27 protein-coding genes are annotated in these 22692 nt (G+C 40.0%); 1 reads left to right on the top strand and 26 read right to left on the bottom strand.

What is annotated here, in order from left to right; genetic code table 11:
* Window positions 1–596: 596 nt before the first annotated feature.
* From M3Z76_RS03225 to M3Z76_RS03200, 6 genes are read right to left on the bottom strand one after another with little or no spacing between them, the layout of a single operon-like run.
* Entirely contained in the window at window positions 597–1577 is a 981-nt protein-coding gene (locus tag M3Z76_RS03225) for a biotin--[acetyl-CoA-carboxylase] ligase (RefSeq protein ID WP_293921019.1), read from the bottom strand.
* Window positions 1558–2712, bottom strand: coding sequence for a CCA tRNA nucleotidyltransferase (locus tag M3Z76_RS03220; protein ID WP_293921020.1), 1155 nt, complete (start codon window positions 2710–2712; stop codon window positions 1558–1560). The genes M3Z76_RS03225 and M3Z76_RS03220 overlap by 20 nt, the downstream gene beginning before the upstream one ends.
* Window positions 2709–3845, bottom strand: coding sequence for an N-acetyl-alpha-D-glucosaminyl L-malate synthase BshA (gene bshA / locus M3Z76_RS03215; RefSeq protein WP_293921022.1), 1137 nt, complete (start codon window positions 3843–3845; stop codon window positions 2709–2711). Before bshA ends, M3Z76_RS03220 begins: the two co-directional genes overlap by 4 nt.
* A gap of 20 nt (window positions 3846–3865) precedes the next feature.
* Window positions 3866–4270, bottom strand: a complete 405-nt coding sequence (gene mgsA, locus M3Z76_RS03210; protein ID WP_293921023.1) for a methylglyoxal synthase — start codon at window positions 4268–4270, stop codon at window positions 3866–3868.
* 17 nt (window positions 4271–4287) lie between these two features.
* Window positions 4288–5082, bottom strand: a complete 795-nt coding sequence (gene dapB, locus M3Z76_RS03205; RefSeq protein ID WP_293921024.1) for a 4-hydroxy-tetrahydrodipicolinate reductase — start codon at window positions 5080–5082, stop codon at window positions 4288–4290.
* On the bottom strand, window positions 5079–5417 hold the full coding sequence (locus M3Z76_RS03200; protein ID WP_293921025.1) for a nucleotide pyrophosphohydrolase: 339 nt from the start codon (window positions 5415–5417) through the stop codon (window positions 5079–5081). Before M3Z76_RS03200 ends, dapB begins: the two co-directional genes overlap by 4 nt.
* A gap of 140 nt (window positions 5418–5557) precedes the next feature.
* Between M3Z76_RS03200 and M3Z76_RS03195 the strand changes: the two genes are divergently transcribed.
* A complete protein-coding gene (locus M3Z76_RS03195) occupies window positions 5558–6424 on the top strand; it encodes a YitT family protein (RefSeq protein WP_293921026.1) in 867 nt (288 codons plus the stop codon).
* Window positions 6425–6517: 93 nt separating this feature from the next.
* On the opposite strand, the gene M3Z76_RS03190 is transcribed toward M3Z76_RS03195, so the two are convergent.
* The 20 genes from M3Z76_RS03190 to hepT form a co-directional block, all read right to left on the bottom strand.
* Window positions 6518–7198: a zinc metallopeptidase gene (locus M3Z76_RS03190; RefSeq protein WP_293921027.1), complete on the bottom strand. Its 681-nt coding sequence runs from the start codon at window positions 7196–7198 to the stop codon at window positions 6518–6520.
* 266 nt (window positions 7199–7464) lie between these two features.
* A complete protein-coding gene (gene lhaT, locus M3Z76_RS03185) occupies window positions 7465–8073 on the bottom strand; it encodes a lipoprotein heptaprenylglyceryl N-acetyltransferase LhaT (protein WP_293921028.1) in 609 nt (202 codons plus the stop codon).
* 64 nt (window positions 8074–8137) lie between these two features.
* The gene (locus M3Z76_RS03180; protein ID WP_293921029.1) at window positions 8138–8935 is read right to left on the bottom strand and encodes a menaquinol-cytochrome c reductase cytochrome b/c subunit; all 798 of its coding nucleotides are present in this window, start codon (window positions 8933–8935) and stop codon (window positions 8138–8140) included.
* 39 nt (window positions 8936–8974) lie between these two features.
* The gene (gene qcrB, locus M3Z76_RS03175) at window positions 8975–9649 is read right to left on the bottom strand and encodes a menaquinol-cytochrome c reductase cytochrome b subunit (RefSeq protein WP_293921030.1); all 675 of its coding nucleotides are present in this window, start codon (window positions 9647–9649) and stop codon (window positions 8975–8977) included.
* Window positions 9650–9672: 23 nt separating this feature from the next.
* Entirely contained in the window at window positions 9673–10176 is a 504-nt protein-coding gene (locus M3Z76_RS03170) for a QcrA and Rieske domain-containing protein (protein ID WP_293921031.1), read from the bottom strand.
* Between the two features lie 144 nt (window positions 10177–10320).
* Complete coding sequence (locus M3Z76_RS03165) at window positions 10321–10767, bottom strand: DUF2487 family protein (RefSeq protein ID WP_293921033.1); 447 nt, start codon at window positions 10765–10767, stop codon at window positions 10321–10323.
* Window positions 10768–10864: 97 nt separating this feature from the next.
* A complete protein-coding gene (locus M3Z76_RS03160; protein WP_293921034.1) occupies window positions 10865–11416 on the bottom strand; it encodes a ReoY family proteolytic degradation factor in 552 nt (183 codons plus the stop codon).
* A gap of 15 nt (window positions 11417–11431) precedes the next feature.
* The gene (locus M3Z76_RS03155; RefSeq protein WP_483310138.1) at window positions 11432–12685 is read right to left on the bottom strand and encodes a tetratricopeptide repeat protein; all 1254 of its coding nucleotides are present in this window, start codon (window positions 12683–12685) and stop codon (window positions 11432–11434) included.
* A 230-nt stretch (window positions 12686–12915) separates the two neighbouring features.
* Window positions 12916–14208 carry a 3-phosphoshikimate 1-carboxyvinyltransferase gene (gene aroA / locus M3Z76_RS03150; protein WP_293921036.1) on the bottom strand — a complete coding sequence of 431 codons (1293 nt, stop codon included), beginning with the start codon at window positions 14206–14208 and terminating at the stop codon, window positions 12916–12918.
* A gap of 64 nt (window positions 14209–14272) precedes the next feature.
* The gene (locus M3Z76_RS03145) at window positions 14273–15370 is read right to left on the bottom strand and encodes a prephenate dehydrogenase (protein ID WP_293921037.1); all 1098 of its coding nucleotides are present in this window, start codon (window positions 15368–15370) and stop codon (window positions 14273–14275) included.
* Entirely contained in the window at window positions 15367–16467 is a 1101-nt protein-coding gene (gene hisC, locus M3Z76_RS03140; protein WP_293921038.1) for a histidinol-phosphate transaminase, read from the bottom strand. The genes M3Z76_RS03145 and hisC overlap by 4 nt, the downstream gene beginning before the upstream one ends.
* A gap of 17 nt (window positions 16468–16484) precedes the next feature.
* Entirely contained in the window at window positions 16485–16847 is a 363-nt protein-coding gene (aroH, locus tag M3Z76_RS03135) for a chorismate mutase (RefSeq protein ID WP_293921040.1), read from the bottom strand.
* Entirely contained in the window at window positions 16844–17932 is a 1089-nt protein-coding gene (aroB, locus tag M3Z76_RS03130; RefSeq protein ID WP_293921041.1) for a 3-dehydroquinate synthase, read from the bottom strand. The genes aroH and aroB overlap by 4 nt, the downstream gene beginning before the upstream one ends.
* A 1-nt stretch (window position 17933) precedes the next feature.
* Window positions 17934–19115: a chorismate synthase gene (gene aroC / locus M3Z76_RS03125; protein WP_293921042.1), complete on the bottom strand. Its 1182-nt coding sequence runs from the start codon at window positions 19113–19115 to the stop codon at window positions 17934–17936.
* Window positions 19116–19418: 303 nt separating this feature from the next.
* Window positions 19419–20189, bottom strand: coding sequence for a CheR family methyltransferase (locus M3Z76_RS03120; RefSeq protein ID WP_293921043.1), 771 nt, complete (start codon window positions 20187–20189; stop codon window positions 19419–19421).
* A gap of 78 nt (window positions 20190–20267) precedes the next feature.
* Window positions 20268–20525 (bottom strand): hypothetical protein, encoded by a 258-nt coding sequence (locus M3Z76_RS03115; protein WP_293921045.1) that lies wholly within the window; start codon window positions 20523–20525, stop codon window positions 20268–20270.
* Window positions 20526–20536: 11 nt separating this feature from the next.
* Window positions 20537–20782, bottom strand: a complete 246-nt coding sequence (locus tag M3Z76_RS03110; RefSeq protein ID WP_293921046.1) for a hypothetical protein — start codon at window positions 20780–20782, stop codon at window positions 20537–20539.
* A 2-nt stretch (window positions 20783–20784) separates the two neighbouring features.
* Window positions 20785–21003, bottom strand: coding sequence for a hypothetical protein (locus tag M3Z76_RS03105; RefSeq protein WP_293921047.1), 219 nt, complete (start codon window positions 21001–21003; stop codon window positions 20785–20787).
* 203 nt (window positions 21004–21206) lie between these two features.
* On the bottom strand, window positions 21207–21623 hold the full coding sequence (ndk, locus tag M3Z76_RS03100) for a nucleoside-diphosphate kinase (RefSeq protein WP_293921049.1): 417 nt from the start codon (window positions 21621–21623) through the stop codon (window positions 21207–21209).
* A gap of 87 nt (window positions 21624–21710) precedes the next feature.
* Entirely contained in the window at window positions 21711–22685 is a 975-nt protein-coding gene (hepT, locus tag M3Z76_RS03095) for a heptaprenyl diphosphate synthase component II (RefSeq protein WP_293921051.1), read from the bottom strand.
* Between the last annotated feature and the right edge of the window lie 7 nt (window positions 22686–22692).

The following is a 22692-nucleotide window of genomic DNA, read 5'->3' as shown; positions in this document are numbered from 1 at the left end:
TTGCTGGTACAGTTCTATATAGATACTGTCCTCAAGCATACTATAACAAGTTTTACGGAAAACGTACAGTACAATGTACTGTGATTTTTCATTAAGCTATGTGCGATTTGCTCACAATATTTGCGAATTTTCATGCTTTATCTGCGAATTTCCCTAAGATATCTGCGCTTTCTCACGAGTTATCTGCGAATTTCTCAGGATATCTGCGCTTCTCATGAGTTATTTGCGAATTCTCCAAGATATCTGCGCTTTCTCACGGGTTATCTGCGAATTTCTCAGGATATCTGCGCTTCTCATGAGTTATTTGCGAGTTCTCCGAGATATCTGCGCTTTTTCACGAGTTATCTGCGAATTTCTCAGGATATCTGCGCTTCTCATGAGTTATTTGCGAATTCTCCAATATATCTGCGCTTTCTCATGAGTTATCTGCGAATTTCTCAGGATATCTGCGCTTCTCACACTTTATCTGCGAGTTCTCCAAGATATCTACGCTTTTTCACGCTTTATTTGCGAGTTCTCCAGGATATCTGCGCTTTTTCACGATTTATTTGCGCTTTTCTCAGGATATCTGCGCTTTCTCACGAGTTATCTGCGAATTATTGTACCTCTATATCCGCAGAGTAAACACTTTTAATTTCGCCATTTGCTGTGCGAATTTCAAGGACGCCTGTTTCTGTAATACCAACCGCTTCGCCTTCAATCACTTCGCGCAATGTAGTTGCACGTACATGCTTGCCAATTGTGCTAGAAGCTTCCTCCCACAATTTTTTAATTGGCCCGAAGCCTTCCTTAACATATATGTCGCCAAATTGCTCTAAATAGCCAAGGTATTTTGCAACGAATATGGCACGGTCAATTTTTTCTCCTTCTTCAATTGCCATGGATGTCGCAATGCTATGTAGCTCCTCTGGGAAATCAGCTTGCTGCTGGTTAACATTAATTCCTGTACCAATTAACAATGCTTGTATGCGATCTGCCTCTGCCACCATTTCCGTTAAAATACCAGCACATTTTTTGCCGTTAATTAAAATATCATTTGGCCATTTAATGGATGGCTTAAAATTATAACAGACATCACTCATTGCATGAACAAGAGCCACAGCCGTTACAAGTGTGAATTGTGGTGCTTGATGTGGCAATATATTTGGACGAACGATCGTTGTCATCCAAACACCCTGTCCTTGTGCTGAATCCCAAGGACGTTGCATACGTCCACGCCCTGCTGTTTGTGTCTCAGCAATAACAACCGTACCATCTGCTGCACCATTGCGAATTAATTCATGTGCAACAAGCTGTGTCGAGTCTACTTCATCGTAATGATAAATTTTATGCCCATAGCGAGCTGTTGCCAAATGTGTGGCAATTTGCATTTCATCGAGCTTGTTTGATTTGGCAATGAGGCGATAGCCCTTTTTCTTCACTGTATCAAATGTGTAGCCATCTTGCTGAAGTGCTTGCATATGCTTCCAAATAGCCGTTCTGGAAACATGCAGCTCATCCGCTAATTGCTGCCCACTAATCGGCTCACCGTTTGCAGTTAAAAAGCGCTGCAATATTTTATCCTTGATAGATGTCATGAAACCATTCCTTTAATTGGTCTTTATTATTTTCCACTTGCTTCGTTAATACAGCGAGCAGCGCTGCATGTAATGCTTCTTTCAGCCATGCACCGCCCTTTGCCTGTGACCATTGCATCAAGTCATGTCCACTGATTGCAAGCTGCTGTATTGTAGCAATTGGCAATGCTGTCTTGTTAGCTGCAATTTCTTGCTTAGAAAACGCGATATCATCGCCTCGCCATAATGCAATATCATAGGCCGCTTCTAATACTTCAAGCGCACAGTAAAAATAATCTAGCACTTGCCAGCCCTCGTGTAGCTTACGATAAGCCTGTGCTACTTGCTTGGCAAATACCTTTTCCTTATTTGAGCATTTATAATAGGCAAAAAAGGACTCTTCCTCGTTTAAAATATAAAAATAAGCCCAGCCAACGAGCTGATTGTCTGTTTGGAATTGGTTCCAATCACTTGCTGTAAATGAGCCTTGCAAATAATTGCTCAATGTTGTTTGCTCAAGCATCGCAATGCCCTGTGCTGGAAAAGGGCTTACCCACATTTTATTGAATTCTGCGTGAATGCGCTCCTTTGCTACATATTGAATTTGCTGTGCTAACGATTTAATCGCTGCCATCGTGTCAGGCTCAATCGTAAAGCCGAGCTGTGCGCTAAAGCGAATTGCACGAATCATCCGCAGTGCATCCTCTTGGAAGCGCTGCTCTGCATGCCCAACAGCGCGAATTACTTTATGTTGAATATCCTGCTGCCCATTATATAAATCAATAATCTTACCAGTATGTGTCATCGCCATGGCATTCATCGTAAAATCACGACGTGCCAAATCCTCTGCTAAAGTGCGGACAAATTGGACCTCATCTGGTCTACGATGGTCTGTATAAAGCCCGTCTGTTCGATAGGTCGTCACCTCAATTGGCTCACCTTCATCAAGTACCAACACTGTACCATGCTCAATACCTACATCGATTGTCTGCTGAAAAATAGCCTTTACTTCTGCTGGCAAGGCACTTGTCGCTACATCAACATCATTGCTTTGTTTGCCGATTATAAAATCGCGTACGACACCACCTACAAAAACTGCTTCAAAGCCTGCCTGCTCTATTTTTTCAATTACTCTCTTTGCCGCTTGCCACATCATATTGTCATTCCTAATAAACGCGCATATAAGTCCTCATATTGCGCAATAATCTTTTCAGATTGGAATTTGACCTGTGCTGTGGCTATTGCAGCAGTGCGGAATTGCTGTAGCTTATCGTCATCCTGTAATAATGTTAAGGCATACGCAGCGACTGCATCCGTATCATGCAAATCAACGATATAGCCGTTTATACCATGCTCAATAACCTCAGGTATACCACCGATTGCTGTACCAATACCTGGAACACCACATGCCATCGCTTCAAGTAACACTAAGCCAAATGATTCTTTTTCTGATAATAAAAGCTTTAAATCACTAATGGCATATAACTCAGCGATATTTTCCTGCTTCCCTAAAAACAAAATGTCTGCACTATATGGTGAGCATTTTACTCGCTCCATTACGCGATGCTTTTCAGGACCATCCCCTACAAGAATCAGCTTTGCTTCCATTTGTGCACGCACCTTCATAAATGAATCGATGACATCTGGCAAATTTTTAATCTTTCTAAAGTTTGACACATGAATCAATACTTTTTCATGTGGCTGGATGCCAAACTGTGCCTTTAAGTATTCAGCATTTAATGGCTTAAAAACTGCCTCGTCAACAAAGTTATACACCGTTTCAATCGGCTTTGTCGTCTCAATTAGCTCATACGTTTGCTCTTTTAATGCATCAGAAACAGCCGTGACAATATCCGATTGCTCAATGCCATATTTAATTGCCTGTGTTAAGCCAGAATCTTGCCCTAAAACTGTTATGTCCGTTCCATGCAATGTTGTAATAATGCGTACATCTCTTTTTGACATCGCTTTTGCTAGCACTGCACAAACCGCATGTGGAACAGCATAATGGACATGTAAAATATCCAATTCTTCATTTTGTATGACATCAGCCATTTTACTTGCTAATGCAATATCATATGGTGGATATTGAAAAACAGAGTAATTGCTTACTTCCACTTCATGAAAGAAAATATTTGAATAAATTTTATTTAAACGAAAAGGTACGCTCGATGTAATAAAATGAATTTCATGGCCACGCTCCGCTAACATTTTCCCAAGCTCTGTTGCGATAACACCAGAACCACCGACTGTCGGATAACATGTAATACCAATTTTTAGCTTTTTCATTGTACCCCTCCATAACTTCTTTACTGCCTGCGCTCCGCAATCAAGCGCCAATCAACTAGACCTTCTTGCAAGCCCTTTAATAAAATTTCAGCAGTGCCCATATTCGTTGCGAGTGGAATATGATAGACATCACATAAGCGAACGAGTGCTGTTACATCAGGTTCATGTGGCTGTGCTGTTAATGGATCACGGAAGAAAAACACCATATCCATATCATTATTTGCAATCATCGCCCCTATTTGTTGGTCGCCACCTAAAGGACCTGAGCGAAAGCGTGTAATCGCTAAACCTGTTGCCTCCTCTACGCGTGAGCCTGTTGTTCCAGTCGCGTATAAATCGTGCTGTGCGAATATATCTTGGTAAGCAATAGCAAACTGAACTAAATCGTCCTTTTTACGGTCATGCGCAATTAATGCTATTTTCATCACATGTCAGTCCATTTCTAAAGTATATTTTCAAGTCCATACACAAGATGCTCAATACCGACTACCGTTTCTATACAAAATACAATACCGCTCATAAATGATTCTCGATTTAATGAGTCATGACGAATTGTCAAAAGCTGTCCTTCCCCACCAAATAGCACTTGCTGATGTGCTACAAGGCCTGGCAAGCGGACAGAGTGAATACGCATCCCGTCGAAGTCGCCTCCACGTGAGCCTGTAATTGTTTCATGCTCCTCTGGATGGCCTTGCCCTTTTGCTTGGCGTACTTCCGCTATCATCTGCGCTGTTTTCACACCTGTACCACTCGGTGCATCCAATTTTTTATCATGATGCATTTCGATAATTTCAACATCGCTAAAGTATTTCGCTGCCTCCTTCGCAAATTTCATCATCAACACAGCACCTAACGCAAAGTTTGGTGCGATAATGCAGCCAATTTGTTGTTCCTGTGCAAGCTGTGTTAACTCCTCTAGTTGCTCCTCTGTAAAGCCTGTCGTTCCAATAACCGGTCGTACTTTATGTAATAATGCTTGCTTAGTATGCTCATATACGGATTGTGGGTTCGTTAAATCAATTAAAACATCTGGCTGTGTTTGTGCAACAAGCTCATCAAAGCTTGTAAAAATAGGCACTTGATAATCGTTAGGAAATTGTTCTAGCTCGCCCAGTGTTGCAGCTATTTCCTTATAATCAAGCACTGCTACAAGCGCTAAGCCTTCACGCTTCATTACGGTATGTACAGCCTCAATTCCCATTTTTCCACGTGCACCTGCAATTGCTACTTTAATCATCCTTCCCCGTCCTTTCTCGTCCAGCGATCTTTATCGCGTGTTTCGAATTTCTGAAGCACGCGTAAAAGTGCTTCGTCTAGCTTAATCCCTTGTGCATTGGCAAAGCATACAAGCACGAAGAAAAAGTCTCCAAGCTCTTCTTCAATGCTACCTATATCCTCTGTTGCTTTCTTCTTTTTCTGTCCGTAAACATCTTGGACTTCGCGTGATAGCTCACCTAATTCCTCTGTTAATCGCGCTAATAGCTCAAAAGGAGGGAAATAGCCTTCCTTGAATTGTCCAATATAATCGTCCACACGTTGCTGCAATTGCTGCATTGTTATTTCTGTTGTCATCCTATCACTCCTTATCTTTAATTTATAGATTTCACTGCGTATTGTCAAAACATCAAAAATGAAACATAATAAAAGGCGTGGAGAAAATGCAAATTTTTGTGCGTGAAGTAGAAAATTCACGCATGTAATGGAGGAACAGGATGAAAGGCATCAAAATTCGCAACATCATCGGTATACTAATTGGAACAGCTATTTTTAGCTTCGGCTTTGTCCACTTTAATATGCAAAACCAATTAGGTGAGGGTGGCTTTAGCGGTATTACACTTATTTTATATTTTACACTACATTGGGACCCAGCCTTATTAAACTTGCTATTAAACATTCCGATGTTTATTATTGGCTGGCGCTTACTCGGAAAAAAATCTTTAATTTATACGTTAATCGGAACTACATCTGTTTCGCTGTTTCTAAAGATTTTCCAGCTATATGAATTTCAAATGAATTTGCAGGATGATTTACTGCTCGTCTCACTTTTTGCGGGAGTATTTGTTGGGCTTGGATTAGGAATTGTTTTTCGTTTCGGTGGGACAACAGGAGGCGTCGATATTGTCGCAAGGCTACTTCATAAATATGTTGGCTGGTCTATGGGAAAAACGATGTTCGCCTTTGATGCAGTCGTTATTTTATTATCATGGCTGACGTTTTTAGATGCTCGCTCTATGATGTATACGCTTGTAGCAGTTTATGTCGGTGGACGAGTTATTGATTTTGTGCAGGACGGCGCCTATTCGGCAAAAGGGGCAATCATTATTTCTCCTCATACAAATGCGATTGCAGCAATTATTGCGGAAAAAATGGAGCGTGGCATTACGCTTCTTGAAGGGCATGGCTATTTCACAAAAGAGCAAAAGGATGTAATTTATTGTGTCGTTGGGCGCAATGAAATTGTGCGTTTAAAATCGATTATTCATGAAGTCGACCCACACGCATTCGTTTCCATTTTAGATGTACGTGATGTGGCTGGTGAAGGCTTTACTTTAGATGATAAAAAGCAGCCGATTCATTAACGATAAAGGCTAATGGTAAGTTTGGCAATGTTATCAGATACTTGCTATTAAAACATAAAAAATGTAGGTGCAAAAACGCACCTACATTTTTTACTAATCATCTGAGCGCATACCTGTGTAAATTAATACTAAACGTAATAGCTCTAACACTGCTACAGCTGCTGCTGCTACGTATGTCATAGCGGCTGCATTTAATACTTTTTTCGCAGAGCGTTCTTCGTTATTTCCGATAATACCAAGTGAAACGACTTCATTCATTGCGCGCTTCGATGCATCAAACTCTACTGGTAATGTTATGATTTGGAACACAACACCAGCAGCTAATAATACGATCCCCAATAATAATAAATTTGGTTGTGATGCGATAACACCAATTAATACAAATATCCATGAAGCATTTGAAGAAATATTTGCTACTGGTACTAGCTTTGAACGCAATGTTAAAAATGAATAAGCTTCTTTATGTTGAATTGCGTGACCTACTTCGTGTGCCGCAACTGCTGTACCAGCAATTGACGTATTGTAGTAGTTATCCTCAGATAATGCTACTGTTTTTGTTGCTGGGTTATAATGGTCAGATAAAAACCCTTGCGTTGGTACAACACGAACATCAGTCAATCCATGCTGATCTAAAATCATACGTGCTACTTGAGCACCAGACATTCCTTTAGCAGCTGGTACTTGCGCAAACTTTTTATAGGTGCTTTTTACTTTCATTTGTGCATAGATTGGTAAAATTAACACAATCGCAAAATAAATAATGTACATTGCCATATTTTCTGCTCTCTTCCCCTCTATCTTTAGTTCCAACTACTATTTTAAATAGTTTTGACAACTCATGCAAACAATTACCTCTTTTTATTACACATTGGCTCATCACCATCAGTTGCGGTTGACAAGCTAAATGGCGTATGGTGGTGTCTAATCTTTATAAAAGACTGAAAATATCGCTGATTTCCGCTATGGGGAGCTTTTCACAGGCGCGGGCTCCGCTATAATCAACTTAGATTCAATAAAAGCAGCTACATTGAAAATAAGCCTTAAAAATCCGATTCCCTTATTGGTTGAAGCTTCCCTTTATATGTAAAGTAAGCAATTACAATACATACTATAGATAACCAAAATGTGAAATAACCGATTTGGCTAGCAAATTGATCTAAAATACGGTAGTAAGGCATTTGACCAAATACATAATCAATGACATCATTATGCAATGTCCAAATTGCTGCTACAGCAACATGCCAAAATTGGAAGCGATACTTTGGTATGTACAGCACAGCTTGTACCGCCATCATGAAATGTGAAAACACAAGCATCCAGCCCATCCAGCCAATATAGCCTGTTTCAACAAGCGTTAATAAATTCATTACAACCGCCCACAGACCATATTTCACTAATGTCACCAAGGCTAATACTTCCATCAATTTAAAATGCTTGCCTAATAACCAGCCAATAATAGCAAAGCAGAAAAATAAGCTAGCGGTTGGACTATCAGGAACAAAAATATAAAAAATAGGCTCCGTTGTTGCTAGCTGAGCGCCATACCAATAGTATCCGTAAATTGTTCCAAGAATATTAATAATCAGCAATAAAATTAAAAATGCTTTATTTGTCAGTATATGCCAACATTGAAAAATTAGTTGCTGCATAGCAAATTCCTTTCTTCTATCACATTGAAAAAAAGAGAGTCAGTACACTGACTCTCTTTTAAAATTATTCCGCTTCTTTTAGGCTAGCAATAAACTCTGCTAACTGATCAAGTTCTTCTTCTGTACCGTCAAATGCGCCACCTGGCATACCGCCACGACCATTTATTACGATCTCTTTTACTTCCTCAGCTGTTAATTCATTACCTAAAAGCATAGGTGCACCTGTTCCACCAGTTAAGTCACCACCGTGACAACCAATACAAGATGCTTGCGATTGGAAAATTTCATAACCTGGAGAGCTTTCATCAATCTCTACATCAGGTAGTAATCCTAAATCTTTATCCGTAATCACACCTTGAGCTTTAGCAGCTTCCCAGTCATGATTTGCAACAGATTCCCAAGTTAAATAAATCATTGAAGCGATAGCTAATAACATGAATGCTGTTGGCAATGGACGTTTAATCGGACGACGCTCTGGCGTTGTATCTAAGAATGGTACAAGCGCTAAAGCACCAAACGCTAAACCTGGAATAACGATAGCTCCAATCACATTATATGGACCTGAAGCAAAAGTATATTTTAATAATTGGTACATGAATAAGAAGTACCAGTCCGGTAACGGAATATAAGAAGCATTTGTTGGATCTGCCGGACCTTCAAGTGGTGAAGGGTGAGCGACAGTTAATAATAGGTACCCGATTAAGAATAAAGCACCTACCATCCATTCTTTTAATAAGAAATCAGGCCAAAAGGCTTCTGTTTTTCCTGGATACTCGGAATAATCTTTAGGCTTGTTCGGCATACGGTTAGTCGCTTTAATACGCGAATCGCCTACGAACTTCATACCTTTTCCGCGTTGCATAGTGTCCCCTCCTTAAAAAATCATTCAAACATTGTTAAATCAAAGTGGTCCTGAAATACCTTGACGACGAATCATGATAAAGTGTGCTGCAAGTAAAGCAAATAATGCAGCTGGTAAGAAGAATACATGAATCGCGAAGAAACGTGTTAACGTTGCTGCACCTAGAATTTCAGCATCACCTGCTAATAAAACTTTAATCATTTCACCAATAAATGGTACAGATGCTGCGATTTCAATACCTACTTTTGTTGCAAACAATGCTTTCATGTCCCAAGGAAGTAAATAACCTGTGAAACCTAACCCAAGCATTACACCAAAAATACCTACACCAACAATCCAGTTTAGTTCACGAGGCTTTTTATAAGAGCCTGTGAAGAATACACGAAGCGTATGTAAGAACATCATTACGATAACTAATGAAGCTCCCCAGTGGTGCATACCACGAACGATTTCACCAAATGCTACTTCGTTTTGTAAATAATAAACTGATTTCCATGCATTTTCTACGTCCGGTACATAATACATTGTTAAGAACATACCAGATAAAACTTGAATTACTGTAATGAAGAAAGTTAATCCACCGAAACAGTAAACAAATGCTGAAAAGTGATGGGCAGGGTTTACGTGCTCTGGCACTTCGTGGTCGGCAATATCACGCCAAATAGGTGTAATATCTAAGCGCTCATCGACCCAATCATAAATTTTATTTAGCACTTGATTAGTACCCCCTAACTAAATTAACTAAAAGTATTCGGGACTTTTTTCCCGATCATTAAGAAACCATCTTTTTCTGCCACTTCATATTGGTCTAATGGGCCAAGAGGTGGTGTACCTGCTACGTTTTGACCGTTCTTCTCATAACGGCCAAGGTGACATGGACAGAAGAACTGCTCCGGATGCTCTGAATCTCCAGCCCAGTTTACAGTACAGCCTAAATGCTTACATACAGGTGAAAGTGCGACAATTTGATCACCGCTCTTATATACCCATGCTGCTTCTGTTACATCCGATTTATACCAAGCATCCACCTGCTCGAATGTAAAGTTTACGCTAATAGGTTCTTCTGTAATATCTGCAACCTTTTGACTTGTTAAAATAAAGTCGCCTTCTGCTTTTGTTTGTAATACTGGATCAATAGCAAAACGCACCATTGGCATTAACATTCCCGCCGCCATAAATCCACCAACACCAGTTAAAGTGTAGTTTAAAAATTGACGTCGCGTTACTCGATTATTACTCACTCTTTTCCCCCCTCTAACTAAAAGGTCAATACTTTTACAAATAGTAATACTAGGACATATCTATGATATATCAATAAAATAAGTTGGTCAATACGACATTCGGTCGTTTTCGACACTTTGTGAACATTTCATGAAGCTATTTGACTACTTTGCCCATTGCGCTGTTAACTTTGGAATAATCATCTTTAATTGGTCTTCTAAAATTTTTTGCTTCATGCTTGCATCCATGGATTCTAATGGAATTGCTGGAAGCCAAATGATATTGTAGTCTGCCTCAAAGCTTGTCCAATGATGATCGCAAGTGACAAAGAAAATATGTTTGAAGCCTGCGTTTGTTAGCGCCTCTGTCCAAGCAGCAAGGTCAACTTGCTGTGGCGTTTGCTCCAAATAGGCAATTGGCGGAACGAGCATTAGTCTGCCTCGAAATTGCTGTTCAATAAAGGAAGTTAACGACATTAAAAACTCTACTTGTGAACTACTATGCCTTATTTTTGGCTGCTCTAAACCTATATTTAATAATGGGACAACTGCTGTATCAATAAATTGCTGCTGCGCTTGAAATTGTTCTACATCTTTTGCATTAAAAAACATGATGCTTCCTCCTAAATTGAATCATGATAAAGAGCTGTCGGAAAAGTCATCTCTTTTCCGACAGCTAAGGCCCTACAAGTGAAACATGTACTGTTTCCTATTTTTGCACATGCTGTAATGCCTGTAATAAGCTCGATAGCTCAAAAAAGCGAGTTTTATCGCCTTGATCTAACGCCTCATCAATTTCCTTCAACAGCTTCTCCTCTTGAAAGGCGCGCATGCTATCTTTTAACAATTGCTCGGCTAAAATTCGATCTTTTTCGCTAATATGCAAATATTTCGGCATATAAGGGTTTTCCTCCAACACCGCTAAATATACTTGGTTCGGTGGTATATTTGGAAAGTTTATTTGAATATACATCATTTCATCTGGGTTTAACCTTAAATCGTGAAATGATTTTTCCGCATCTGCCGTCATAATATTGCCTTTATAAAAGCGAAATGGTACACCATTACTTTCAACAGAGGACATGACAATTGCGCGCGGGCAGTAATGTGCTTCTTCTACAAAGCATACATTTTCTAGCAACTTTTCATCGCTTAATAGGTAATTTAAAATCCATACACATTCCCTACGCTTCAATTGGTAATTTTTCAAAAACCATCGCACAAATATCTTTTTCTCTGCAATTGGGACGGATGATGCCATGCTACAATGCCCCCTTTACTCAAAGCTCTCGTATAAATCAATCCATTGTTGCTCTGTCGGCTGTAGTGTCATTAACCTCTTCACAACTTCCTTCGCTTCATCACGTTTGCCATCTTCAATTAGAAAATAACTATACGCTTCTAAAAATACTTCATCATCCTTAAAATCATTATATGCTTTCTTGTAAATAACGTATGCTTTTTCGAACTGTTCATCCTGATTATACGCTTCTGCAACAAATGGCGCTAAAGCCGTCCAACCAAATTGCTCCTTCTCCAGCTGCTCATACAATTCAATAATTGCCTCATATTGTTCTTCTTTACTGTAAATCGACATCAGCACTAAAATTGCTTCCATATACTCAGGGTCCAGCGCAACCGCTTGCTGCAAATGTTCAACTGCCTCATTTGGCAAGTTATTTTTCAACGCCATTTTTCCTGCAAATAAATACAGCGCCTTGTCATATTCGTCGCGTGCTAGCCCTTCCTGAATCGCTTGATACGCGCGCTTATTATCTTCCAGCATCGCATAGCTTTCTGCGAGCAATAAATAGGCAGAAAAATAATCGGGATCCAGCTCTTTTAAATCTTCAAGCTGCTTTGTGGCAAGCTCATATTTTTCGGTTTGAAATGCTGCATATGCTGAACCAAATAACATATCTGGCGACACTTCATCCTCTAACGCTTCCATATAATAGTCAAGCGCTTTTTCATAGCCTGCCCCTGCACGATACACTTCAGCTAAGCGCGCAGCTAATGAAACACCTGCAAAATTTTTATCGAGCGTATATAATTCATCATAAATGCGCGCTGCCTCTGTAAAGCGTCCCGTTTCAAACAAAAGCTCTGCCTTGGCAAATTGCAATAACGGTTCATTCGGCAAAAGCTCTACCGCCTCATTGATACGCTTTTCTGCTACTTCAAATAAGCCTTGCATTTGATAATAATCTGCTAATGCGAGCAATGCTTGCGGGTATTCTGGCGACTCTGTATCAACGGATAAAAGTAGCTCTAATGCCTCATCCTCCTCACCAATTTCCATCATCACATTTGCTCGATCGATGATGAGCTGCGCTTCTTCCGGAAATAGGAACTGCAAATGCTCTAACGTTCTGTTAGCTTGCTGTAAATAGCCATAATGCATAAACGACTCCGCTATTTCATATTGTGCATTCGGCTCTGCATTCATTAAAAACGGCTCCAACAGCTGGTCTATTTTTTGCAAATCTCCATCCTGCATTGCTTGTTGTAATTGTTTGATATTTGCCACAATATTTCACCTTTTCTTTCTTAAGTCATTCCCTATGCTACATGACAACTAGCTATCTAACAAGAAAAAATGCTTACGATAAAGAAAGAAATGCAGCAAGCTTTCAAAACCTTTTCCTATAGCATTCCCATTCCTTGTGGTTTCTAAAAAACTTTCAAGAAATAACAACAAAACAGCAACAGCTGCCTGAAAAGTAGTATGTTCGCCTACTTTCCAGACAGCTGCTTCGTTTATTTTTGGCTTAATGTTTCTACATGCTCAAAAAACGTTGGATAGGATACCGCAATACACTCGGCATCATCTAGCACTACTTCACCTTCTGTAATCAGTGCAGCAATAGCTGCCATCATGCCGATGCGATGGTCACCATAGGATTGTAAAGCCGCCCCATGTAGCACTGTTGGCCCGTGAATAATCATGCCATCATCCGTTGCCTCAATATTTGCACCAAGCTTTTTCAACTCTGTTACAACCGCTGTAATGCGATCTGTTTCTTTTACTTTTAGTTCCTCGGCATTTTTAATGATTGTTGTTCCTTGGGCCTGTGTTGCAAGCAAAGCTATAATGGGAATTTCGTCAATTAAACGCGGAATAAGTGCACCTTCAATTGTAATTCCTTTTAGCGCAGAACTTTGAATCGTTACTTCTGCAGTTGGCTCTGCTGCTAATTCATCTTCTACCTTGAGCGTCATATTTGCACCCATTTCTGCTAAAACGCTAATAATGCCATCACGTGTTGGGTTAATGCCAACATTTTTCAGCACAATATGGCTATCTTTTGTAATAGCTCCTGCTACAAGGAAAAAGGCTGCTGAGGAAATATCGCCAGGCACTTTGACATGTGTTGCTGTCAGCTTTTGTCCACCAGCAAATGATACAACGCCATCCTCTACATCCACTTGTGCACCAAATTGACGCAACATGCGCTCTGTATGGTCGCGAGAAACCTCACTTTCTCGTACAACTGTTGTGCCTTGTGCACGCAAGCCAGCTAATAAGATAGCAGATTTTACTTGGGCACTTGCAACAGGCATCGTGTAATCAATAGCTGTCAGCTCCTTGCCTTGAATAGCAACTGGTGTGTATTGTCCATTTTCACGCCCTGTAATGTGTGCACCCATTAAGCGCAACGGATCTGCCACACGGCGCATTGGACGCTTTGCAATAGAAGCATCGCCTGTCATCACTGTATGTAGCTTTGTCCCTGCTAATAAACCAATCATCAGACGAGTTGTTGTACCTGAATTGCCTGTGTACAACACTTCTGTCGGCTCCTGCCATGCATCGATGCCATTGCTTGTAATCGTTACATTTGTGCCATCTACATCGATTTGTACACCAAGCTTACGGAAGCAATCAATCGTGCTTAAGCAATCTTCTCCTAATAAAAAGCCTTCAACCGTTGTCGTTCCCTCTGCAATTGCTCCAAACATCACAGAGCGATGTGATACCGACTTATCGCCCGGTACAGTAATTGTTCCTTGTAGGCTTGGCTTTTTATAATGTAATTTTGTTGCCTCCATATAAAGCACTCCTTTATTTTTCATTTATTTGAAAAAGGCAAAAAGTGCATATTGCACTTTTTGCTTATGAAATATACGTTTCAAAGCTTGCCTTGCGGGCAATGCATTTTACTGCACGCTCACGGTCTTCAGCATTTTGAAAGCTAATCACTAAAATACCGAATAAATCTTCACGTGCCTCAACGATACGAATATTTGTAATGCTAATATTGTCCTCTGCTAAATAGCCAGTGATTTCAGAAATAACCCCTGGATAGTCTGGCACATCAACATATAAGTCAAAGGATGTGTAAAAGGCGCCTGCTGAAATTGGCAGCTCATCACGCACTTCCTTCGCCATTGCAAAATATTGCTCAATTAAAGAAATATCTCCATCTTGCAACAAGCTTTTCACCGCATCCATTTCCTTTAACCATTGCTCAAGCTGTCCAATTAGCTCCTCGCGATTTTGCACAGTAATATCACGCCATAGCAACGGATTGCTTGAAGCAATGCGGGTAATATCACGGAAACCTCCCGCCGCAATAGAGCTTGTCATTGGAAACTGCGCATTTTCCTGATAAAGCTGATGTACAAGTGAAGCTGCAACAATATGCGGAAAATGGCTGACAACAGCTGTCATATGATCATGCTCCTGCGCATCTACTCGCGTTAATTTGCCGTGTGTATATTTTAATAAAGCTTCAAGCTTTTCAATATTCACCTCTAGCTCTTCAGCATGTGGTGTGAGCATATAATACGCATTTTCAAATAAATGTGGCTTTGCTGCTGTAATACCACTTTTATGCGAGCCTGCCATCGGATGTCCACCGATAAATGTAATGCCCTTTGCTCGTAGCTCTTCAGCTTTTGCCATAATCATGCTTTTCGTACTACCCGTATCTGTCACAATAACGTCTTTTTTCAGCGCCCATGCTTGCATCTTGTCCATCCAGTCAAGCGTTGCGTTGACTGGTGTGCCAAAAATAATGAAATCAGCCTTTTCTGCTGCAGCTTCTGGATGATCCACGACCTCATGAACAACTTGCAGTGTTTTTGCCATTGCGCGTGTTTGAATAAAGGCATCATAGCCAATGACTTTTACTTGCGGCGCTTTTTGCAGCGCTAATGCTACAGAGCCACCAATCAACCCAAGTCCAATCACTAATACATTTTTTGTCACACTAATACACCTTGCTCTTGTAAAACTTCCTCAAGCAATGCTAAAAATTTGGCGTTTTGCTCCTCCGTGCCAATTGTTACACGAATATAGCCTGGTGCGCCAAGCGCTGCCCCACTACGAATAATAAAGCCTCGCTTCATCATTTCTTGGAATATAACGTTACTATCGACCTTCACCTCAAATAAAATAAAGTTCGTTTGTGTTGGGTAATAATTTAAATTATGGCGCTCGCAAAACGCTACATATTGTGCCTTGCCTTTTTCATTTGCCACTCGACATTGTTCAATGAATGCTTGATCTTGTAAAGCGATTGCTGCTACCTCTTGGCTGAGCACAGTATTATTAAACGGTCCACGCACTGCATCTAGCTTTGCAATAATATCCGCCTGCGCAATACCATAGCCAACACGGAATGCAGCCAAACCATAAGCCTTTGAAAATGTGCGCAGCAAAATGACATTATCATATTGACGGAAATAAGGTAAAGTATCTTTATGCGCTGGATCTGTTATATATTCAATATATGCCTCATCTAGCACAACAAGCACATGTGCTGGTACTTGTGCTAAAAACTGCTGCAATTCCTCGTCTGTCACAAGCGTTCCTGTTGGATTATTTGGGCTACAAATCCAAACAACCGATGTTTGTTCATCAATTTGGGCAAGCATTGCAGGCAAATCGTGGCGACCATTTACAGTAGGTACTTTGCGCACTTCAGCACCTTCAATATCCGCATTATGCCAATATTGCGAGAACGATGGGTCTGCCATTACTGTATTCACACCTGGATATAATAAGGCACGTGTAATAATGGCAATTAAATCATCTGAGCCATTACCAAAAATTAGTTCTGTTTCCTCAACGCCTAAATGTTTTGCAACAGCCGTACGCAAATTTTGCGCATAACCGTCTGGATAAATAGCATAGTTTGTATTTGTTGCCTTCAAAAATTCTGCTACTTTCGGTGAGCTTCCAAATGGATTTTCATTGGAGGCTAGCTTCACTACTTCCTCTAACCCAAACTCTCTTTGCACTTCATCTATTGGCTTACCTGGTTGGTATGCCTTCATACTATAAATTTGCTGTTTCCACTTCATCCTAATAGTGCCCCTTTCTATCGTACTAAATCTGGACGTAAACTCACTGCATCATTCAAATAAATATGCTGTACATCGGCTTGCTTCACATCTGTATTCACAAGCATGAGCACACGAATGCATAACGGTAATGCCCCCGCTACATTCATTTCGTGTGTACACATAATAGGCACATATTGCCAGCCCTCTAATGTACGTACGGCTTTTGCTGGAAAAGCTGACGTTATATCTGGTGTTGTTGATACAGTAACAGAGGCAATATGCTCAATCTCAATATTGTTAGCCTTTACCATTTCCTGTACGAGCTGTGCTGTAGCTCCCCATACAAGCTCCTGCTCATCTACTGCAATTGTTGTTGCTCCTCTTACTCCACGAATCATGAGACTACCTCCGCTATTAAATTTCTCAACTCTGCATCTACCTCTTGGCAAACAGCTAACTCTACTTTTTGTACGAATGGCTCACCAATTGCTTTTAATAAAACAAATTGTAGCTCGCCATATTCGGCCTTTTTATCTTTTACTAAATATGTTGTTAACTCATCAAATGAATAATCGTTTACGGCGGAGAATGGATAACCATTTGCTACAACGAAATGGAAAAAGCGCTTCGTAAATCCACGCGTTATTTGACCATAGCGCTCACTAAGCAATAAAGAATAAACTAAGCCAATCATTACCGCTTCGCCATGCGCTAATCGCCCATAGCCTGCTGCTGCTTCAATTGCATGACCATATGTGTGACCTAAGTTTAAATATTTGCGAACAGATTGCTCCGTTTCATCCTGCTCTACAATATTCGCTTTAACACGTATACCTAAAGCTAAATACTGTGCTAACAATTGCTCAGGAAGATGAACTAAATTTCCTTGTAGTATTTCCTCAAGCCACTGCGCATCCGAAATCATCGCATGCTTCACTACTTCTGCCATTCCTGATAGCACTTCACGCTCCGGCAAGCTTGCAAGCAGTACTGTATCATAGAGCACTGCTTGCGGCTGGTAAAATGAACCAATCATATTTTTACCTAGTTTATGATTGATAGCTGTTTTACCACCAACAGCTGAATCATGTGCTAATATTGTTGTTGGCACTTGGATAAATGGAATACCACGCATATATGTTGCGGCTACAAAGCCTGCTAAATCGCCAACAGCTCCGCCACCAAATGCGATAATAAGCGATTTTCTTGTACATTGCTGTTCAAGCAAAAATGTTTGTACTGCCTCATAGTTTTCAAAGCTTTTACAGCTTTCACCCGCTGGCATAATAAACGTTTTAAATGCAAAGAAGCTACTATCTGTAAAATATGTTGCCTGTGCCTGCCAAACATGCTCATCCGTTAAAACAATAATTTGATCCGCTTTTTCGAACAATGGCGCATAGTTCGTAAAGGCCTGTGCTAAAATACCTTGCCCAATCATGACTTCATACGTATGTGATGCTGTTTTGACAGAAATATTCATCTTAAAACTCCTTTGTATAACGGCGCATTTCATCAAGCTGTGCTTGTAATTGTGGTAGCTGATCACTATGGAATTGCTCTACAATTACCTTCGCTATTTCCCAAGCAATAACATGCTCTGCTACAATGGAAGCAGCGGGTACAGCACAGCTGTCCGAACGCTCAACGCTCGCTTTAAATGGCTCTTTTGTTTCTATATCTACACTTTGCAGTGGTTTATATAAAGTTGGAATTGGCTTCATCACACCGCGCACTACGATTGGCATTCCTGTTGACATACCACCCTCTAAGCCACCTAAGCGGTTTGTTGCACGCGTATAACCATTGTCCTCATCCCATAAAATTTCATCATGCACTTGTGAGCCAGGTAATCGAGCAGCCTCAAAGCCTATGCCGAACTCTACACCTTTAAAGGCATTAATTGATAGCATTGCAGCAGCTAGTTTCCCATCGAGCTTACGGTCATAATGTACATAAGAGCCAATGCCTGCTGGTAAGCCCTCAACGATAACTTCAACAACGCCACCAATTGAATCGCCCGCTTTTTTTGTCTCATCAATGATTTCCACCATTTTTGCTGATGCTACTGGGTCTATACAATAGCAAGCATCCACTTCAACGATTGTGCGAATTTCATCAGCTGTTTTGCCTTCAAGTAAGGAAGTATCTGCTTTAATACCTGCAATTTCTGTTACATGGGCAACAATGGAGATGCCTAATTCCTTTAATAGCGCTTTTGCCACAGAGCCTGCTGCTACACGTACAGTTGTTTCACGTGCGCTTGAACGCTCTAAAACATTGCGTAAGTCGCGATGACCATATTTCATACCTCCAACTAAATCAGCATGTCCTGGACGTGGACGTGAAATTTGACGCTTAATTTCATCTGGATCAACATCTTCTGCTAATGGCTCTGCCCCCATAATTTTCGTCCAATGCTTCCAATCATCATTTGTTACAATTAATGCTACTGGTGAACCAAGCGTTTTACCGTGACGTACACCTGCAACAATTTCCACTGTATCTGTTTCAATTTGCATGCGACGACCGCGACCATGCCCACCTTGACGTCGTTTTAAATCATGGTTAATTTGCTCTGCTGTCAATGGCAACAATGATGGCAACCCTTCAATAATTGTTGTTAATTGTGGTCCATGTGACTCTCCTGCTGTTAAATAACGCATAACACACTTTCTCCCTTCAACTCGCTAAAGTATATGTATTTTTCACTATAACATATTTTTCATAAAAAAAAAGGCCGTTTTCCGAAGTAAGCCTTTTCATTGAAAATTCGGAATGTTTTTTTGGCACGAATATGTCTTTTTTGACCATTCATTGCATCACCTATAGTGGTGGGCGTTTTCTACTGAATCATCATACAAAAATACGCTTTTCGCTTAATGCACGAAAAGCGTTGTCTTTCACTCTAATTGGTTACGCTAGTACATTATCAAGCTACAGTCCCCATATGTACCTTCACCTGATTGCTATTTTTTACGATAAAAGAATGTGTCCTCAACCTCAAAATCATAACGTGCTGGATTAAATATTTGCTCTGTTGAGCCGACAAATAAAATACCACCTGGACGCAATGCTTTACTAAAGTTCATATAAATCTCATCTTTTGCTTCTTCAGTGAAATAAATCATGACATTGCGGCAAACAATCAAATCAAAATTTGCATCGTACTTGTCCTTCAGCAAATTATGCTTCTTAAATGTGACTGTTCGCTTAATTTCATCTTTTACTTTATAGAATTGACCTTCTTTTTCAAAATATTTTGCTTGTACATCTTTGGGTACCTCTGCTAATGAACGCTCTGGATATAGGCCTAGCTTCGCCTTTTGTATAACATTTTCATCTAAGTCTGTCGCTAATATACCAATTTGTGATAATGGGATATGATGTGATAATACCATTGCTAAGCTATAAGGTTCTTCACCTGTTGAACAGGCAGCACTCCATACTTTTGGACGCTTGCTCGTTTGTAGGAGCATTGGGAAAATTTTATTTTGCAATACTTCCCAGCGTTTCCCGTTGCGGTAAAATTCAGAAACATTAATCGTCATACGATCCAAAAACTCATTCATTAAATCTCGGTCTTTTTCTAATGCTTGGAAAAATTCCACAAAATTGCGATATCCTTTTTTCTCATATAAAGATGTGAGACGACGCTTCATTTGCGCTTCTTTATAAAGCGCTAAATCAATACCTGTCTTTCGCTTCACTCCATCTATAAATTGCTCATAATCCGTCATCGCTGCATCGCCCTCCAAAAACCTTTGTGCACTATATTATAGCTGAATTTTTATACAACTGAAATAGAAATTGTAAAACTATTTAGAACTATGCTGTGAAAGGCGATGATTTTGTTCCATTTCAAGTAAAGCCTGCTTTTCCTGTGCCAATTCTAAACGGAGCTTTTCCGTTTCGATTGCATAGCTTTCCACTTTCAGTTTTTCAAGCTCCGCTTCTGTTTCCATCATTTTAATTTGTAGTTTCATCGAAGAACGCTTATGCGCTGTAAGAATGGCAGCTAATGGGATTGACGTTAGTAACCCCATCGTTCCTAATGTAATAATAATCGCTATCATAAAGCATTCACTTACCTTTCCTTATTTTCCATTTCTAATAATACTTGCTTTTCTTGTTGTAGCTCTAAACGAAGCTTTTGCGTTTCAATTTCATAGCTTTCCATTTTTAATTTTTCGAGCTCTGTTTCCTTTTCAATCATTTGGATTTGCAGTTTCATGGCAGCTCGTTTATGTGCTGTTAAAATAGCAGTTATTGGAATTGCAAGACCTCCCCCAACAGCCAAAAAACCAATGAGCAATCGCATTTCTTCAACCAAACTTATACCTCCTTATTTTTTTCGTATTGCATTTCTAAAAGCGCTTGTTTTTCTTGCTGCAATTCTAGCTTTAATTTTTCCGTTTCTCTTTCAAATGTTTCAAGACGTAATTTTTCAAGCTCTATTTCCTTGTCGATTCTTTTTAAATCCATTTTTTTATTTTTTAAAAATGTATCTGTTAATATTCCTATTCCAACGATGATCACAATTCCAAGCCACATAGTTGCCCTCTCCTTCTTCCTAATTCTATTCCTAAGAAAATCTCTTTATTTGATTATACGTTATTTTCGCAATAACGTTTCATTTTTACAGAAATTTGTTAGATTTGCGCAAACATTATGAACAAATATATCGAAAAAAATAGCTGACATCAAAAGCATGAGGAAATCCCCCTACTTTTAATGCCAGCTGTTGCTTGGTTAGATTATACTAACTCACCGTCAAACCAAAGCTCGATTTCGCGCTCTGCTGAAGCAAGTGAGTCTGAACCGTGAATTACGTTGTGTGATACTGTTACTGCGTAGTCACCACGGATTGTACCTGGTTGAGATTCAGATGGTTTTGTTGCACCAATCATAATACGTGCTAAAGAAATTACTGACTCGCCTTCCCACACCATTGCGAATACTGGACCAGAAGTGATGAAGTCTACTAATTCGCCAAAGAATGGGCGCTCTGCATGCTCTGCGTAATGCTTTTCAGCTAACTCACGAGATACATTCATTAATTTAGCGCCTTTTAATTCAAAGCCGCGACGCTCAAAGCGGTCCATAATATCGCCGATTACTTGACGTTCAACGCCATCAGGTTTAACCATTAAAAAAGTTTTTTCGATTGCCATTAATAAAACACTCCTTAAATTTGAGTAAAACAGGTTTGCACCTACCGTAAAAATAGTACCAAAATCAGCTTGTAAACGCAACTATTTCTAGAATTTACGCTTACCAATAAATAAGGCTACATCACGCAGCTTCTTTTTCATCGGATGGTTCGGCAATGCCTCTACTTCCTTCAATGCCTTTTGTAAATATTTATCGCTAATGGCTGTTGCTTCTTTGATGGCAGTTGAGCGACGAACATACTGTAGCATTTTCAGACGCTCTTCCTCAGTTAGTGTGCCTGCAATAACTTTATCAAGATATGGCTGCATAGCTATATCATCTTTTAACAACAGCATCGGCAGCGTTATATTCCCTTGCAATAAATCGCTACCAGCAGGCTTACCAAGCTCTTTATCTGTCGCAGTAAAATCCAAAATATCATCAATAATTTGAAAGCTCATGCCAACAAAATAGCCGTAGCGCTTTAAACGGCGAATATTTTGCTCATCGACACCACCAACAACAGCACCAAGCTCACAGCTCGATTCGATTAATAGCGCTGTTTTTCGTTTAATGCGTTTGAAATAATCTTTTATATGTTGATCCATGCGGAATTTGTCTTCGATTTGAATAATTTCACCGTTACAAATTTCTACCATTGTGCGTGCCAATATTTGATGTGCACGTGGATTGTCAATTACCGTTACATACTCTAGCGCACGGGCAAAAATAAAATCGCCAGTAAACATCGCCACACGATTGTTCCACTGCGCCTTCACAGTATGTCTACCTCTTCTCATATTTGAATCATCGATGACATCATCATGAACAAGTGAGGCCATATGAATTAACTCCAATGGTACAGCGATATGCTTCATCCGCTCAATTTGATAATCGCCAAATTTCGCGCTAAGCAATACAAATACTGGACGGATGCGTTTCCCTCCCGCCTGCAGCAAATGTAGTGAAGCCTCGTTTAACAAGTGAGAAGACGAGTTCAACGCTTTTTCTAATTCTGTTTCGATGATTTCTATATCCGACTTCAAATCAGCATAGAGTAATTTTAACTTCATCTTTTCCACTTGAACA

Origin of the sequence: Metasolibacillus sp. (assembly GCF_025291715.1) — a bacterium.
GTDB lineage: Bacteria > Bacillota > Bacilli > Bacillales_A > Planococcaceae > Metasolibacillus > Metasolibacillus louembei.
This window is presented reverse-complemented; position numbering and strand designations above follow the sequence as displayed.

Coding starts and splice junctions, on each gene's coding strand:
- M3Z76_RS03190 (WP_293921027.1), bottom strand. CDS start 7,198: ATGGCAATGTACATTATTTATTTTGCGATTGTGTTAATTTTACCAATC.
- M3Z76_RS03105 (WP_293921047.1), bottom strand. CDS start 21,003: ATGTGGCTTGGAATTGTGATCATCGTTGGAATAGGAATATTAACAGAT.
- mgsA (WP_293921023.1), bottom strand. CDS start 4,270: ATGAAAATAGCATTAATTGCGCATGACCGTAAAAAGGACGATTTAGTT.
- bshA (WP_293921022.1), bottom strand. CDS start 3,845: ATGAAAAAGCTAAAAATTGGTATTACATGTTATCCGACAGTCGGTGGT.
- aroB (WP_293921041.1), bottom strand. CDS start 17,932: ATGAATATTTCTGTCAAAACAGCATCACATACGTATGAAGTCATGATT.
- aroA (WP_293921036.1), bottom strand. CDS start 14,208: ATGGAGGCAACAAAATTACATTATAAAAAGCCAAGCCTACAAGGAACA.
- ndk (WP_293921049.1), bottom strand. CDS start 21,623: ATGGCAATCGAAAAAACTTTTTTAATGGTTAAACCTGATGGCGTTGAA.
- M3Z76_RS03115 (WP_293921045.1), bottom strand. CDS start 20,525: ATGATAGCGATTATTATTACATTAGGAACGATGGGGTTACTAACGTCA.
- M3Z76_RS03165 (WP_293921033.1), bottom strand. CDS start 10,767: ATGTTTTTTAATGCAAAAGATGTAGAACAATTTCAAGCGCAGCAGCAA.
- M3Z76_RS03200 (WP_293921025.1), bottom strand. CDS start 5,417: ATGACAACAGAAATAACAATGCAGCAATTGCAGCAACGTGTGGACGAT.
- dapB (WP_293921024.1), bottom strand. CDS start 5,082: ATGATTAAAGTAGCAATTGCAGGTGCACGTGGAAAAATGGGAATTGAG.
- M3Z76_RS03120 (WP_293921043.1), bottom strand. CDS start 20,189: ATGACGGATTATGAGCAATTTATAGATGGAGTGAAGCGAAAGACAGGT.
- M3Z76_RS03220 (WP_293921020.1), bottom strand. CDS start 2,712: ATGATGTGGCAAGCGGCAAAGAGAGTAATTGAAAAAATAGAGCAGGCA.
- hisC (WP_293921038.1), bottom strand. CDS start 16,467: ATGAAGTGGAAACAGCAAATTTATAGTATGAAGGCATACCAACCAGGT.
- M3Z76_RS03180 (WP_293921029.1), bottom strand. CDS start 8,935: ATGCAACGCGGAAAAGGTATGAAGTTCGTAGGCGATTCGCGTATTAAA.
- aroC (WP_293921042.1), bottom strand. CDS start 19,115: ATGCGTTATTTAACAGCAGGAGAGTCACATGGACCACAATTAACAACA.
- M3Z76_RS03225 (WP_293921019.1), bottom strand. CDS start 1,577: ATGACATCTATCAAGGATAAAATATTGCAGCGCTTTTTAACTGCAAAC.
- M3Z76_RS03195 (WP_293921026.1), top strand. CDS start 5,558: ATGAAAGGCATCAAAATTCGCAACATCATCGGTATACTAATTGGAACA.
- M3Z76_RS03160 (WP_293921034.1), bottom strand. CDS start 11,416: ATGGCATCATCCGTCCCAATTGCAGAGAAAAAGATATTTGTGCGATGG.
- aroH (WP_293921040.1), bottom strand. CDS start 16,847: ATGATTCGTGGAGTAAGAGGAGCAACAACAATTGCAGTAGATGAGCAG.
- lhaT (WP_293921028.1), bottom strand. CDS start 8,073: ATGCAGCAACTAATTTTTCAATGTTGGCATATACTGACAAATAAAGCA.